The organism is Corynebacterium tuberculostearicum (assembly GCF_032821615.1).
In the GTDB taxonomy this organism is placed as follows: Bacteria; Actinomycetota; Actinomycetes; order Mycobacteriales; family Mycobacteriaceae; genus Corynebacterium; species Corynebacterium tuberculostearicum_H.
Window position 1 is genome coordinate 24,580 of the sequence record NZ_JAVBIF010000003.1, and the last position, 14,070, is coordinate 38,649.

Below are 14,070 nucleotides of genomic sequence, written 5' to 3' on the forward strand. Positions count from 1 at the left end.
CGCCGCCGCGCCGCAACGAGATCGCCGAGGGCGTGCAAGCGACCTAAGCTAGTGGGTATGGTTACGCCGCACGAGAACAACCGCGACTCCGAGGGTTTCCCTCTGGAGGAGTCTTCCGCGGCGGCGCGCCTGAAAGCGGAGCAAGCCCACGAACGCGCCCGCCGCGCGCACGAGGAGGCCCAAAACGCCCTGGCAGATGAGCTCACCGTCCGCACTACCTCCGGGTGGGTGCGCGGCGTTATAGAGGAGGACCTGCGCACCGATCGCCCCATTAGCGCCGGGCCGGTGCTGACTTGGCGTGGTATCCCGTTTGGTGATACCACCGCCGGGGACAACCGGTTCCGCGCTCCGCAGCCCGCACCGGCCTGGGAGGGCGTGCGCGATTGCAGCCAGTTCGGCCCACCGGCCCCGCAGACCACGTATTCCTGGACCGACCGCATTATCGGCTCCGAGGACTGTCTGCACCTTGACATCGTGCGCCCGCGCACTGAAGAGAAGCTTCCCGTGGTGGTCTACCTACACGGCGGCAGCTTCATTATGGGCTCGTCCCACATGCTTATGCTCCGCGGCTTTGAGTTAGCCACCCGCATGGACGTGGTCTACGTATCCATTAACTTCCGCCTCAACTCCCTGGGCTATTTGGATCTGCGCAGCCTGGGCGGGGACTGCAGCGCTAACCCGGCGGTGGCCGATCAGATCCTGGCGCTGCAATGGGTGCGCGACAATATCGCGGCCTTTGGCGGCGATCCTGATTCCGTCACCCTCATGGGCGAATCGGCCGGCGGCGCGGCGGTGCTCACCCTCATGACGAGCCCGGCCGCGGAAGGCCTCTTCCACCGCGCTATTGCCCAGTCCCCGCCGATTGCCATGATCCATTCCCGCGCCCAGTCCACCTTGTGGGCGCGCGAGCTGGTGCACCGCATGGCCTTGCCCCGGCGCACCTCGGTGGAGGACCTGCGCCAGGAAAACTTTGCCGATCTGGTGCGCTCGGGCCAATCCATGATGTGGCGGGCCGGCGAGCTCATTCACCTCAATTCCTGCTACGCGCCCACGGTGGATGATGAGCTCATTCCGGAACACCCCATCGCCGCCTTCGAAAACGGGCACCAGCACCAGGTTCCGCTGCTCATCGGCACGAACTCGGACGAGGCTAGCTTTGGCAAATTCCTCTTCCAGCGCCAAAGCTCCCGCGAGCGCGCCGCCTTGCGCCTGCTGGCTTCCTTCGATCCCCAGCACGCCCCCGAGGTCGTAGCCGCCTATGACGGGGCGGTGGCCCGGGAGGACTTTGCGCACCTGCTTGCCGACGCCCTCTTTTGGGCACCCTCCACCCGCATCGCCACCGCCCATGCAAAAGTGGCGCCAACGTGGATGTACCGCTTCGACTTCGCCTCTGCCGTGCTCAAGTGGCTCGGCCTGGGCGCCATGCATTCGATGGAGCTGGGCAATGTCTTCGGTGACCCCTATTCCTCGCGCGCGTCTTTCCTTACCAATTGGGGCTCGCGCGCGGAGATGGAGGAACTTACCGCCACCATGCAGCAACACTGGTCCGCCTTTATCCACGGCGGCCGCCCGGAGATGAGTTGGCCACGCTACGGGTCCACTCAGCGCGCCACCATGATCTTCGATGCCGAGGCCTATATTGAGCACGCGCCCCACGAGCTCAAGCGGCAAGCCTGGGAGGGATACCACATGTTGGAGTGGGGAAGTGGGCGCCCGGAGCTGGTGAGATCTTTGGGCTTCCAACCATCCGGGTGGGAATAACGGTAGACTCCACAGTGACCGCGGGCGGCGGCTTGCCTACCGTGGGAACCTCTGCTTCCGAAGGATGGATTTTAAACCACCATGAGCTTTTTCGAAGATATTGCTTCTGCATTGGATGCCGAGGGCATCGAGTCCCGCGTCAACGATGACGTCATGTTCGTTCCAATCACCTCTGATCTGGAAATCCAATTTATTGAAATCGATCCGCTTCTTCCCGCCGCGAACGTCTACATTGCCGCGGCGGATGTTGATGAAGACGATGAAGAATTCGAGGCAGTCCTCGTCTCTGTCGCCTTCTCTGTAGACGATGCCGTGGAGGCGGTCTCCCGCCACATCGCTACCGATCAGGTGGTCACCGTCCTGCGGGACCTGCTGGAGGGCACCGATGAGCGCATCGCAGAACTGGAATTCGCCCAAGATGAGCTCAACCCGCACCTCGTCGTGGCCGAAGTGGCCAATGACTCGGAGCTGCGCGTGCTCGTGGAAACCATCGACGGTGTCCCGTCCGCCATCGTGCGCTTCCTTGCCTTCGACTTCGACGAAGACGATCTCGATGACATGGAGGATGAGGCAGTCGCCCTCGCCTGGGAAGTGGACGAAGAGGATGAGGACCTCGACGAGGCTGACCGCCTCGCCCTCTTTGATAACGCCGAGTTCGATGACGTTCCCATCGTGGAGGTTCCCGCCGAGGCCCTTGAGCTTGGCACCTACACCGACTTCGATCGCCTCTTTGATGTCCTAGGCCTCGTCTCCGAGCAGGCCCTGGACTGGGAAGCACAGCTCGTTTCCTTCGATGACGAAGACTACGAAGAACCTGACGTCTACGACATCTTCGGCGAAGACGACGAGGACGAAGACGAGGACTTCTTCGACGGCGACGATGCCGACCTGGACGACGAATCCGCCGCCCCCGCAGCCGACGAAAAATAATCCCCGCCTCCCCATAGCCCAGCCCCGCCGCCTTCCGCGGCCGGGCTGGGCCTTTCCCGTTTTAGGGGCCCTTTTGTGTTGCTACTTTCGCGCGCCGCCAATTAGGCTTTAGGGCGTCCCCAGCCTGCAGCTGGAAATCCGCCCTAAACCTAGCTCTGTGAGGAGGAGAAGACCATGGCGATGACCCGCGATACCACGTGGCGCTACGTCCTTGTTGTAGTAGCCGTGGCACTCTCGCTTGCCGCGTGGTTTTGCACCGTCTTTGGGGTGTACTCCACGGTAAATATGACTTTCGAGTCCTACCTGACCGCCAGCGTCTGGGTTCTCCTCCTAGCGGCCGCGGTGCTGCTATATACCTCGCAGCATGGGCTGGTGCCTAACTGCATCCTCCTGTATCCGATCTTCGGCGCCTCCATCAACCTGCTGTTGGGCTCGTTGACGGTGCGCACGCAGGTGCCGATGTTCTTCGATGCTGTCGGCACCGCCATCGTCGCCATCATCGCCGGTCCCGTGCTCGGCATGGCCACGGGGCTTACCACCACCGTATTGGGCGGAGCGTACTTTGCCTATAATCTCGCCTTTGCGCCCGTAGGTATCTTTATCGGTGCCGCAGTAGGCCTGCTGGCTCGCCGCGGGGTATTCAACAGGCTGTCCTGGATCATTTTCTCCGGCTCCGGAATTGGCATCGGCTGCGGCGTGATGAGCGTGTACGTGCTCATCTTTTCCTTCAACGGTCACCCGCGCAAGGGGCCACAAAACCTCACCAAGTTCTACGAGATGATTTTTCAAGACGAGCGCCTGGCCATCATCTTGCAGGGCCTTACCTCGGACATTCTGGATAAGGTCTTTACCGTCCTCATCGCCTGCTTGGTCCTGCGCTTTATGCCAAAGGTAATTGCCCGGCACTACACGGTGACCTTCAACCACGAGGTGATGAGGAAGGTGCTCCACGCGCCTGACCCACATGCAGAGTCAGACGCCTCTGCGCAGTCAACCAAGCAGCGAGCTACCGTTTAGGCGGCTTGGCTGAAGCCGGCGAAGAGTGACTCGGGGGAGTGGACCGGCTGATAGGAGCTATCCACGAGCCACACATAAGTGGCATTCGGGCCACGGGAGACCTCGTGGACTGCACCTACCATCTCTGCCGGCACGAGCGTGCGCACCCAGCCTTCTGCCACGGCGGGATCTACCGGCTGACCAAAGTTCTCGGTAATGCGGATGGTGATCAGATAGGCAGGAATGCGGTCTTGCCCAAAGCCGCGCACGCGAGCCTTCACGCGCGCGCCCACGCGGTGGCGGGTGATGCTCATGCAATACTCTCCGCCCGGTCCACCGGCGGGCGTCGGCAGTTGCTTTATCGGTGGGCGCCAGGTGGGAGTAGGGCGCGCCAGGGAGCGCGGGTGGTGCATGATGGCGGCGATGGAATTGATGGTGTCATATTCGTGGTAGAGCAAGTCCGCCGCAATCTCGGAAGCGGACTGAGGCAGGTTCATCGAGGTGGGCTGGGGAAACTTCTTTTGTACGTTGTGCATGGCCATCACACTAGAACCCAACGCGGACACAACCCCACCAAAAACAAACATATGTTCGAACATAAGTCGCAAATGGCTTTCCCTGACGCCAAGGATTAGAGTTGCAGCCGATATGATGAATACACGCAGTGGGGAAGTAGAACACGAGGAAGCGCCCAAGATTCCGCGCGAAATCTGGGTCATGGTCACGGCTGCCTTTATTATCGCTTTGGGCTACGGCCTCATCGCCCCGCTGCTTCCGCAGTTCGTGGTGAGCTTCGATGTCTCCATGGCTGCCGCGGGCCTTGTGGTCTCCATCTTCGCCGCCTCGCGCCTTATCTTCGCGCCCATGTCCGGATCGCTTGTGGATCGCGTCGGCTCGCGCCGCGTCTACCTCATCGGACTCATGACCGTCGCGGTGACCACGGGCCTAGTCTCCATTGCGCAAAGCTATTGGCACATCGTGGCCCTGCGCGCCCTGGCCGGCATTGGCTCGACCATGTTCACCGTCTCCGCCATGGGCCTTATCGTGCGCATGTCCCCGCCGACGATTCGCGGCAAGTGCTCTGCCACTTATGCCACTGCCTTTCTGCTCGGTAACGTCGCCGGCCCCGTTCTTGGTGCCAGCCTGTCCTTCCTGGGGTTCCGCTGGCCATTTTTCATCTACGGCGTGGGCGTGGCGCTGGCCGCGTTTGTCGTCTGGTGGCAAATGCCTCGCGTGAACCACAAACAAGCCAGCAAGGATAAGCTGCCGCCCATGCGCCTGCAGGAGGCCTGGGGCGATACCGCTTATCGCGCGGTGCTGACCTCCAACTTTGCCCATAGCTGGATCAACATGGGCGTGCGCGTATCTGTCCTGCCGCTTTTTGCCGCCTCCATCTTCCACAATGGCGCGGCCGCCTCCGGCTTGGCGCTCGCAGTCTTTGCGGCCGGCAACGCCATCGTGTTGCAGTTCTCCGGCAAGTGGTCCGATATCCACGGCCGCAAGCCACTTATCCTCATCGGCCTCCTTGGCTCCGCCATCTTCATGGTGCTCATGGGTATGGCCACCAGCGTGTGGTTCCTCCTGCTCGTTTCCGCCTTCGCCGGCGCCTCCTCCGGGCTTATCAACCCCTCCCAACAGGCCGCGGTGGGAGACATCGTGGGCAATGACCGCTCCGGCGGCAAGGTGCTATCCACCTTCCAGATGGCAGGAGACTTCGGCCAAATCTTGGGCCCCATGCTCATTGGCCTGCTTGCCGACGCCTCCGGCTTCCCCCTCGCCTTCACCGTCTGCGGTGCCATCGCCTTCATCGGCATCATCGCCTGGGCATTCGGCCGCGACCCGCACGCCGGGGTGGGGAACAAGCCGAAGCGAGTGCCGCAGGAGAAGTAGGTACTAGTTCTCGGTTAGAGAATTTCAGCCAATTGGGAAACGCAAAGATAAACGAAGGCAACGGAAATTACCGCCATCAAGGTGTTGACGATCCAACCGTTTCTCCATTGCTTTGGGGTGTGTTTGGTATTCAGCAGGACTAAAAGCGTAAGGCCTAAGAACGGCATAAACAAAGCGCCCAGGACTCCGTAAGCGATAATGAGTCCGGTTGGCTTTCCAAGGAGTAGAAGTAGCATTGGTGGGAAGGTCAGCCAGATGAGGTAAGCGCGGTAGTACTTTCCACCAGTACTGGTCCGGGGATCGCCTTGCGGGATCTTTTTGAGGTGACCGATGTAGTCAGCAAACATCAGGGATACACCGTTCCAAACACCAAGGCAGGAAGAGAACGCGGCGGAGAAGAACCCGACGATGAACAACTTGGACATGAACGTTCCGTAGCGGTCCTCGAGAACGTCCGCCATATCAACGAGACCCTGATCATTATCGGAGACCGCGACGTTGGCGCTGTAGAGGAGTTCGGCGCCCAGTGCCAGTGTGGCCAAGACAAAAATTCCGGTGACTGCGTAAGCCACTGCATTGTCCATGCGCATAACCTGCATCCATTTTGGCGTGTACCATTCCTTTTCTCGCAGCCAGTAGCCATAAGCGGCAAGCGTGATTGTGCCGCCCACTCCGCCGGCGATGGACAGTACATAGATGAAGGAGCCATGGGAAACTTGAAAAGTTGCAACATATCCAACCGCTAGGCCGCGTGAAACAGGTAACCACCAGGGGCAGAGTGGTAGGGGAATGAGGCTCGGGCCTGGGGTGACACGGTTACCCATTAGTGGGGTGCAGCCGGACAACGCGAGTAACTGGCGTGGTCATGGCTTCTTTCGCGCAGGGTCTACTTATTGCTATGGCCTGAAGTCGGGGACGTGTATCCCAGGGGTGTAACGCCTGGTAGACTCCCCGCCTTGATTTACCCCTAATGGGTAACTTAAACGTCTACCGCCGTGTCCCAGGACGGCCAGGACGGGTAGCCCTCATGTCCGGCCCGTGTCGTATGGTGTGTTTATGAACCGGTTGCAATTCTGGGAATGGGGTTTATGGCCCTGGCTGGGTGACGTTATCGCCTCCCAGCCGTTCCTCACTCTCATGGTGCCCGTGGCCACTCTCACGGGCGTGGTAATCACCACGAAAAGTAATGAACGTATCCGCCGCCGGGAACTCCAGGGGGAGGGAGAACGGTGGCGTTATGAGGTTGTGAGAGATAGCGCGGCGGTGCAACGCCAGGCGGTCCTCACGTTCCTGGCGGAGGTGGCAAACCTACAGGGCAAAATGGAGGCTAAAGCCAACGGAGCCGCCCTGGGGTACATGTCAGAAATAGATCAACTCGTTGATGATGAGCCCGGGGACTATGAGGTGGTTAACGGCCAAATAGATACCGCCCGCTGGTTTCTGAATGAGGCCATTACACGCGTCCTCACGCTGGAGTTGTCACTGGCGGATCCGGTGGTCCGTTCTAACGCCGTGGTCGTCCGCCAGGCTATGGAGACGGACAAGTCTAGGTACTACGCGCCGGAGGGAGAACCGAAACAGATACTCCCTAATCCCTATGTTGATGAATTACTAACGGAGACTTACCCCATGTCTAAGGCTGTAGAGACGGCCCTGGAGGACTTGAAAGAAACGGCCATTAACCGCCTCCACCCGCTCCCGCCGGAGCTGTCAGTGGAACAACCGCAGTCGAACTGGTGGCCGTTCGGAAAGAGGGGCACTCCATCGACTGCGAAAAGAAGTAGAAGATGACATGGCCCACACCAGTTACCTTTACATGGGCTTTAGGGGAAGGTGCGCGAGTTTCCAGCGCCACAATCTAGTTGATTTCCCAAACTTCCCAGGGCTCGTTTTTGACAGCCGGGACTTAAAGCCCTGCACCGTCCACCAAGGATTGTTGGTTCGTTCAAGTACCTTCATAACGTCTGCTTGCTGGGCCTGATTTTGAATACGTCGCCAATACCGTTTGAGCAATGGATTAGTGGGCCACACCGGTTTGTATGTCAAAGAGAGAGACTCACCTAGTCCGATTGCGCAACCGACAACAATCTCTCCCCGCCCATCGCACCTCATTTCGCTTATGTGACCCCGAAAACCGTCTTTGGGATAAATCAGGGAACTACCTTTTTCGAGCGCGAAAGTGTCCCCAAAAACGACCGTGCGAAACCCGTTGTTCGGTAGTAGCGCCGTTTCGTCATCAATGCGTCGGAGTTCTAAGCGTGGGCGAGAGGTCCGTTCAATAAGACCGAGAGTAGAGGCAACCAAAAGACCAGATATAACGCCCGAGACGGTTCCGTCTGTGATCCCGTTTGACCAGCACATTGAATGAGGTTTCCTTTACATAAATTCCATCACTGGGCGTTTGGACATTCTACCTAACGCATACGAAAAGGACCCAGGCCTTGAATTGGCCCCCGAAAGTTGGACTGGTTTAATTCTAGGCGGTTAGGGTTTCAAGGGTCTGATTTCGAAATAGGGGGGCAAAATACCAGGAAGTCTACCGACCCATTTCTCGCCACCTATGGAACATGGTGTTTCCGGTAGCAAGGCTATACCGTCCAACACTTTCGACTAGAACAATTTTCATAATCGTACGGATTATGACTGCCCACAAGAGAGCGTAGCCATAGCGTTGGCCCGCAATCATGGTGGCAACTAAGTCAGCTGCGCCGACACCAGTCGCTGCGGCAACATATCCCGGACCAATTAAGGTCCATTTCTCCCTTGTCTGGTTCGTCATTCCTTTGCCGTGCATTCCCCTGCAGGTCGGACGGCACTCGAGTCGCTGATTTGACTCATAGCACCCTCTTGATTGAGTGTGATTTTCAATCACTATAGGGAGAGTGGTGCTTGCTACCAGCAAAACGGGTGTATCCATTCCCTGAACGGATTTCTAGGCCACCGTTCTTCCCGCAGCATACAGAGCCTTAGGCATCGACCTTTGGAGCTTCCATTCAAATTGAATTGGTTTTTCCCCATGGTGGGATACATAGTCCACCGCGCCTAGATAGGTATATGCGCTCGCTGTCCCGACTTCGTTCTTCTTAGTAAAGCGCGAGGCAATAAGTATTTTTCCTTCACGTTCCCGATGGCCGATGTATCGCCTAGCCGCCTTCGATTTCAAAGTTGTTGTTGATTGAGATTCCCAGTGCAAAAGGTCGGGTGAAATTGGGTAGTCGCGGTAATTTGTCGAAGCACTAACCTGGTCGTCCTTTTGAAATGTCACCAAGAAGAGATCTGTGTTGATATCGGGAAAGTACTTCACTCCTTCGCGTGGCAGGTTTGCAAGTTGCTGAAGGCTTCCCGACTCTAAAGCACCAATGAGTTCGGCCAACGAGTAATCCGCATGCGTTTCCAAAACTGAACTATCGCTATGCTGTGGAACGATGCGCGAGGAGTCACTGCTCAGTTGCATGACCTGCTCCAACTCCCAAGCAACTTGTGGATGCTGGCGCAAAATCGTCAGGGCCGCGTCATAGGAACCAGGGTGCGGAGAATTTGAGTTCGCCCAGAATCCGAGTACGAGCATTCGGGTGAAGGCCTGGTCGGATGGCTCCATGTCGGCGTAGTGAAGATTTGGGGTGGAAAGGATGCGCAGATAGGCATCCATTCGGTGTGGATCGTTGACGTGAAGGAAGACTCGAATTCTATTAAGTAGAAATGATTCGGTCTCATCGGCTTTTTGCTCTAGTAGGCCTTCTTCTCGAAGGAGCCGCGTCCACGAATACTTCGACGGGCGGTAGATATCCTCTAGTTGCAGGTTAGAATCCTCAAGGAACTCTTTGAGATTTGTGGTTCGAATTTCAGAGAGCAATGCACGAACTTTGCGTAAGGAATTTCGCGAGATCTTCTTGACGTTGCGGAGAACCTGCTCGGTCGTCGATTGATCGAATTGAATATGCGAACCCGGTGGGGCGGTGGGAAAGCCCTGCTCAATTTCTTCAGCTAAGCGCTTACCCCGCTTCCGGGTTAAGGCATGGAACTTTCTCTCAAAATCAAAATCGACATGCTGCTGTCCAATGAAATCGAGAATGACGCAGGAGTCCTTGCCCGGAGATAGACGAAGACCACGACCCAGTTGTTGTAGAAAGACCACAGGGCTTTGTGTCGGGCGGAGCAAAAGAAGGGTGTTTACAGCAGGAATATCAACGCCCTCATTAAATATATCTACAGAGAACAGGACTTTGACGTCGCCAGTCTCCAGATCTTTAATGGCCTGAGCGCGATCGGTCGCGGTGAGATCGCTTGTGACCGCTCGCGCTGGGATTCCAAATTGCTGGAATTGGCGCGCCATATATTCTGCGTGAGCAATCGTGACGCAAAAGCCGATAGCCTTCATTTCTGAGAGATCGAAGATGCGTCGGTTTAGCTCGTTAACAATGAAGCGGGTGCGCTTTTCTCCCGCTTTGATGTAGAACTCGGAGAGCTCTTCGGTGTTGTAGTCCTTTTTTCCTCGGCTCCAAGTCAATGAGGAAAGGTCCGTTCCATCGGCAATCCCGTAGTAATGCATAGGGACTAAGAGCTGTAGACGCAAGGCATCCCACAAACGCAGTTCATGTGCTACGCGATAGTCAAAGTATTTCTGGACGTTTTCGCCATCACCACGTTCTGGTGTTGCCGTTAAACCCAGGAGCTCTTGTGGCTGGAGGTGGTCCAAAAGTGCTTTATAGGTGGGTGCCTGTGCGTGATGAAACTCGTCGATTACTACGACATCAAAATGCTTGCTATTTAGGTTTTGTAAACGGGAAGCGCTGAGAGATTGCACGCTGGCGAACACATAGTCCCAGCGGCGAGGCTGAGCGCCGTCGACTAGCAGCTCGCCAAAGTCCGCGTCTTTAAGCACTTCCTGGAATGTCCGGCGGGCTTGTTGAAGAATTTCTTTCCGGTGTGCAACGAAAAGCAGCCGAGGGCGTCGCTTCCATTGTTCGCATAGGTTCCGGTAATCCAATGCGGCAACTACTGTCTTTCCTGTTCCTGTAGCAGCAACCAGGAGGTTCCTATGCCGATCTTTTACCTCACGCTCTGAGCGTAGCGCCTCGAGCATTTCTTCTTGGTAGGGGTAAGGAGTTACCTCAAGGCCAGATAACTCCAGTTGGCGAAGTGCTCCGGAGTTTTCGCCACCCTTGGCAACGCGAAGAGACCGCTCGAGTCTCTCCATGTCGCGATTTGGGTCGAAGGTCTTGAAATGACTGTCGTGCCAGTAGCTATCGAAAGTCTTGATGAACTTATCGATTACTTCAGGAGTCGCGGTATTGGACCCGCGGACATTCCACTCCCAACCATCGACGAGAGCAGATCGGGAAAGGTTGGAACTGCCGATAAAGGCAGTATCGAATCCGGACTTTCGGCGGAATAGCCAAGCTTTGGCATGAAGGCGAGTGGATTTGTGCTCATAGCAAATCTTTACTTCGGCCTGATACTTTTCAACCAATCGCTCGAGCGCAGCTGCGTCGGACGCACCGCAGTAGGTAGAAGTGAGTAGACGGAAAGGGATCTCGTTATCGCGAAGGTACTCGAGTTGTCTATCAAGAACGCTGATGCCGGAGTTCTTGATGAACGCACAGAGCAGATCAACCGAATCAGCAGTTTTGATTTCTCTCTCGATTTCGCTGGTTAAACTAGATTCTCCCTGGGCATTGGTGAATAGTGCACTCTTGGTGAGAGACACATCCGGAAGCAGAGGAGGCTCTGCCAACCCGGAGTTGTATACGGCGTAGAGGAGTTCTTCGGAATCAATCTCTTCATCTTCACCCAGTAGAAGCGCGATGTTATTGATTAGGGCAACCCGGTCTTCGGGTGACTTCAAACCGTATAGCCGTCGCTCTAGAAGTGAACCAATGTGTTGTGAAACCGCCGAGGTATAGCGGCCATGAGCTTCTTCATCGGAGCTTCTTCCAATACCGAATCCTGCAGCAGGATGTTGGCTTAACGTTTCGTTCATGCGTTCACGGATTCGGGCCGTAATAGGGGTCTCGTAAACGCCGAAAGGTAGGGAAGAGTCAGGGTTAGCACTCATAATGACCAAATTCTAAAGGCTTCGGAATGCAAATTGGCTGATTCAAGGATTGGCGAAGTAATTTTTCTCCAGGCGGTGTTGCCCTTCAGTGATTTTGAGGCATGGCATTCACTAGAGTTCTTTGATCTCAATTAAGAAGATCAATCCCTGCAGCCTAGACCTATATCCCTGTCGATTGGAGATCGGATTGAGAAGTCCAAAGTGGTTACGTGATGAGATTCTTTTGGTCGCCGAAATTGGAATCCGTTTAGGATGGCCAGCTACAGGACCTAAGGAGGAAATATCTCGGGTTTCCAACCTACTGGCTAGGGGAGTCATGTATGGAGACGAGTTCCAACCAGGTCCGAAATTTAGGAATGTCAATGGCGTGAGCCGAAAATACTTTGATCTCTACTCGGCGCGTCCCTCCTATGAAGGACAAACGACTAATGGAGGGAAGGCAACGCAGGAAATCGCAGCATTGGCGGAATCCGATCCGCAATTGGTAGTGCGTTTGGCGGAGGATATCCGCCGCATGCTGGCAGAAGGCAAATACGAAAGGAAGACTCTTTCTTTCCTTAGCTGTGACTAGAAGCAATAGCTTCTACTGCTGGGATATCTGCGGGAGCCCACGCCAGGTGCGCGGCCTCTGTGGAGGTAACCCATTTTGTAGCGTCGTGATCGGTCAGGCGTAGGTCGCCGTCGACAAGCGTGCAATAGAAAGTGGTTAGCTCAATGGTCGCAAATTCGTACTCATAGGTTGTTGTCGTCACTTTCTGGCCGACCTCGGCGATGAGGTTGAGCTCCTCGCGAATTTCACGAGCTAGAGCTTGCTCAGGGGTTTCGCCAGGCTCGATCTTTCCACCCGGAAATTCCCAATGGCCTTCCAGTGGTTTGCCTGGTTTCTTGCGGCAGGCGAGGAACCACTCGCCGTCGTGGAAGACGGCGCCAACGACGCGTATGGGGTTAGACATAACTCCATTGTGCCTTGGATCTCGGAAACATCTAGACAGTGAGCTGTTACTTAGATAACATATCCCCAATGTTCGCGTAAGGCTGTCACGCGGGCTTGATTTTTGTATGCAAGCTTGAGGAGACGGTTTTACTGTGACTTCTACCGAATCTGTCTACACCTCGCACCAGAGCCATGACGGGGAAATCCCGCAGCCTGGGGGACGGTGGAAACTCTTTTTATATAGCGCCATCGGCGCGTTCGTATTCTTCCTGCCGGTGACGTATCAGGATAAGCGCTCCATTCCTTTGGACCACATGGTCACCATGGTGCGCGAGGGGATTCCAGCGGCGGTGCCGTGGATTATCTTTGCGCTTGCCGTCTATGGCACGGTGCGCAGCTTTACCACTGGGGCGTTTAAGGAAAGTGCGTTGCAGGCAGTCTTCGCGGTGCTCAATATTGTGGGCGCGGTGGTTTCGTTCCTGATGGTCATCGACGCGCTGCCGTGGGTGCTCGGTCACGAGGACCTGGTGCCATTCTTGTGGAACTCCATTGCCACTCCGGTAGGCCTCATCGTGCCGATTGGCGGTGCTTTCCTCGCGTTTCTCATTGGCTTTGGTTTGCTGGAATTTGTCGGCGTGCTCATGCAGCCCATCATGCGGCCGCTGTGGAAGACGCCGGGGCGCTCAGCAATTGACGCGGTGGCCTCGTTTGTAGGCTCGTATTCGCTGGGCATTTTGGTGACGGACCGCGTCTATCAAAAGGGCGGTTATACCGGCCGCGAGGCAGCGATTATTGCCACCGGCTTTTCGACGGTCTCTGCGGCCTTCATGGTCATCGTGGCTAAGCAGCTTGACCTGATGAATATCTGGGGCACCTACTTTATTGTCACGCTCATTGTGACCTTTGTGGTTACCGCCATTACCGTGCGTATTCCGCCGCTGCGGACCATCCCGGACGAGTATTTTGCAGACGCGCACCCAGATCCGGAAAAGCCGGTGGAGGGCTCGCGCATCAAGAACGCGTGGCGCGAGGCGATGCTGGCGCTGCAACGCGCGCCGTCGTTGTGGGAGTCCATTTGGGAGAACCTGCGCGATGGTGTTCGCATGGCGGCGGCGATCGTGCCGTCCATTATGTCGGTGGGTCTCATTGGCCTGCTGCTGGCGCGCTTTACACCCATCTTCGAGTGGATTGGCTACCTGTTCTACCCGTTCGCGTGGGTAGTGCAGCTGCCGGAGCCGGTCCAAGCGGGCAAGGGCGCAGCCATGGGCATTGCGGAAATGTTCCTGCCCGCCACCGCAGTGGCAGACAGCGACAGCATGGTGCTCAAGTTCGTCATCGGCGTGGTGGCAGTCTCTGCCATCATTTTCTTCTCCGCGCTGGTGCCGTGCATCCTGGCTACCAAGATTCCAGTAAAGCTGACTCACCTGGTCATCATTTGGTTTGAGCGCGTGGCGCTGACCATTCTTATCGCCACGCCGATTGCTCACCTGCTGTTTTGATTTAA

Annotated in this window: 12 protein-coding genes; 7 read left to right on the forward strand and 5 right to left on the reverse strand. The window is 56.5% G+C overall.

Annotated features, from left to right (window positions below; all coding sequences use genetic code 11):
- Positions 1-57: 57 nt before the first annotated feature.
- From RAE09_RS03900 to RAE09_RS03910, 3 genes are all read left to right on the forward strand, one after another.
- Entirely contained in the window at positions 58-1,761 is a 1,704-nt protein-coding gene (locus tag RAE09_RS03900) for a carboxylesterase/lipase family protein (RefSeq protein WP_316981006.1), read from the forward strand.
- A gap of 81 nt (positions 1,762-1,842) precedes the next feature.
- Positions 1,843-2,691 (forward strand): hypothetical protein, encoded by an 849-nt coding sequence (locus RAE09_RS03905; protein ID WP_005323497.1) that lies wholly within the window; start codon positions 1,843-1,845, stop codon positions 2,689-2,691.
- 174 nt (positions 2,692-2,865) lie between these two features.
- Positions 2,866-3,708, forward strand: a complete 843-nt coding sequence (locus tag RAE09_RS03910) for a hypothetical protein (protein WP_316981007.1) — start codon at positions 2,866-2,868, stop codon at positions 3,706-3,708.
- On the opposite strand, the gene RAE09_RS03915 is transcribed toward RAE09_RS03910, so the two are convergent.
- Entirely contained in the window at positions 3,705-4,223 is a 519-nt protein-coding gene (locus RAE09_RS03915; RefSeq protein WP_316981008.1) for a hypothetical protein, read from the reverse strand. The two genes, RAE09_RS03910 and RAE09_RS03915, sit on opposite strands and share 4 nt — an antisense overlap.
- Before the next feature lie 112 nt (positions 4,224-4,335).
- On the opposite strand from RAE09_RS03915, the gene RAE09_RS03920 reads away from it, so the two are divergent.
- The gene (locus RAE09_RS03920; RefSeq protein ID WP_316981009.1) at positions 4,336-5,577 is read left to right on the forward strand and encodes an MFS transporter; all 1,242 of its coding nucleotides are present in this window, start codon (positions 4,336-4,338) and stop codon (positions 5,575-5,577) included.
- Between the two features lie 14 nt (positions 5,578-5,591).
- Here RAE09_RS03920 and RAE09_RS03925 read toward each other — a convergent pair whose 3' ends face one another.
- Complete coding sequence (locus tag RAE09_RS03925) at positions 5,592-6,401, reverse strand: Nramp family divalent metal transporter (protein WP_316981010.1); 810 nt, start codon at positions 6,399-6,401, stop codon at positions 5,592-5,594.
- Between the two features lie 232 nt (positions 6,402-6,633).
- Between RAE09_RS03925 and RAE09_RS03930 the strand changes: the two genes are divergently transcribed.
- Positions 6,634-7,368, forward strand: a complete 735-nt coding sequence (locus tag RAE09_RS03930) for a hypothetical protein (RefSeq protein ID WP_005323492.1) — start codon at positions 6,634-6,636, stop codon at positions 7,366-7,368.
- 745 nt (positions 7,369-8,113) lie between these two features.
- Here the strand turns inward: RAE09_RS03930 and RAE09_RS03935 are convergent.
- Positions 8,114-8,494 carry an Nramp family divalent metal transporter gene (locus RAE09_RS03935; protein ID WP_316981011.1) on the reverse strand — a complete coding sequence of 127 codons (381 nt, stop codon included), beginning with the start codon at positions 8,492-8,494 and terminating at the stop codon, positions 8,114-8,116.
- 15 nt (positions 8,495-8,509) lie between these two features.
- The gene (locus RAE09_RS03940) at positions 8,510-11,632 is read right to left on the reverse strand and encodes a DEAD/DEAH box helicase (protein ID WP_316981012.1); all 3,123 of its coding nucleotides are present in this window, start codon (positions 11,630-11,632) and stop codon (positions 8,510-8,512) included.
- 367 nt (positions 11,633-11,999) lie between these two features.
- On the opposite strand from RAE09_RS03940, the gene RAE09_RS03945 reads away from it, so the two are divergent.
- Positions 12,000-12,203 (forward strand): hypothetical protein, encoded by a 204-nt coding sequence (locus RAE09_RS03945; RefSeq protein WP_005323488.1) that lies wholly within the window; start codon positions 12,000-12,002, stop codon positions 12,201-12,203.
- On the opposite strand, the gene RAE09_RS03950 is transcribed toward RAE09_RS03945, so the two are convergent.
- A complete protein-coding gene (locus RAE09_RS03950; protein WP_316981013.1) occupies positions 12,190-12,585 on the reverse strand; it encodes a (deoxy)nucleoside triphosphate pyrophosphohydrolase in 396 nt (131 codons plus the stop codon). The two genes, RAE09_RS03945 and RAE09_RS03950, sit on opposite strands and share 14 nt — an antisense overlap.
- A gap of 133 nt (positions 12,586-12,718) precedes the next feature.
- Here RAE09_RS03950 and RAE09_RS03955 point away from each other — a divergent pair, with 133 nt between their 5' ends.
- Positions 12,719-14,065 (forward strand): YjiH family protein, encoded by a 1,347-nt coding sequence (locus RAE09_RS03955; protein WP_316981014.1) that lies wholly within the window; start codon positions 12,719-12,721, stop codon positions 14,063-14,065.
- Positions 14,066-14,070 lie beyond the last annotated feature (5 nt).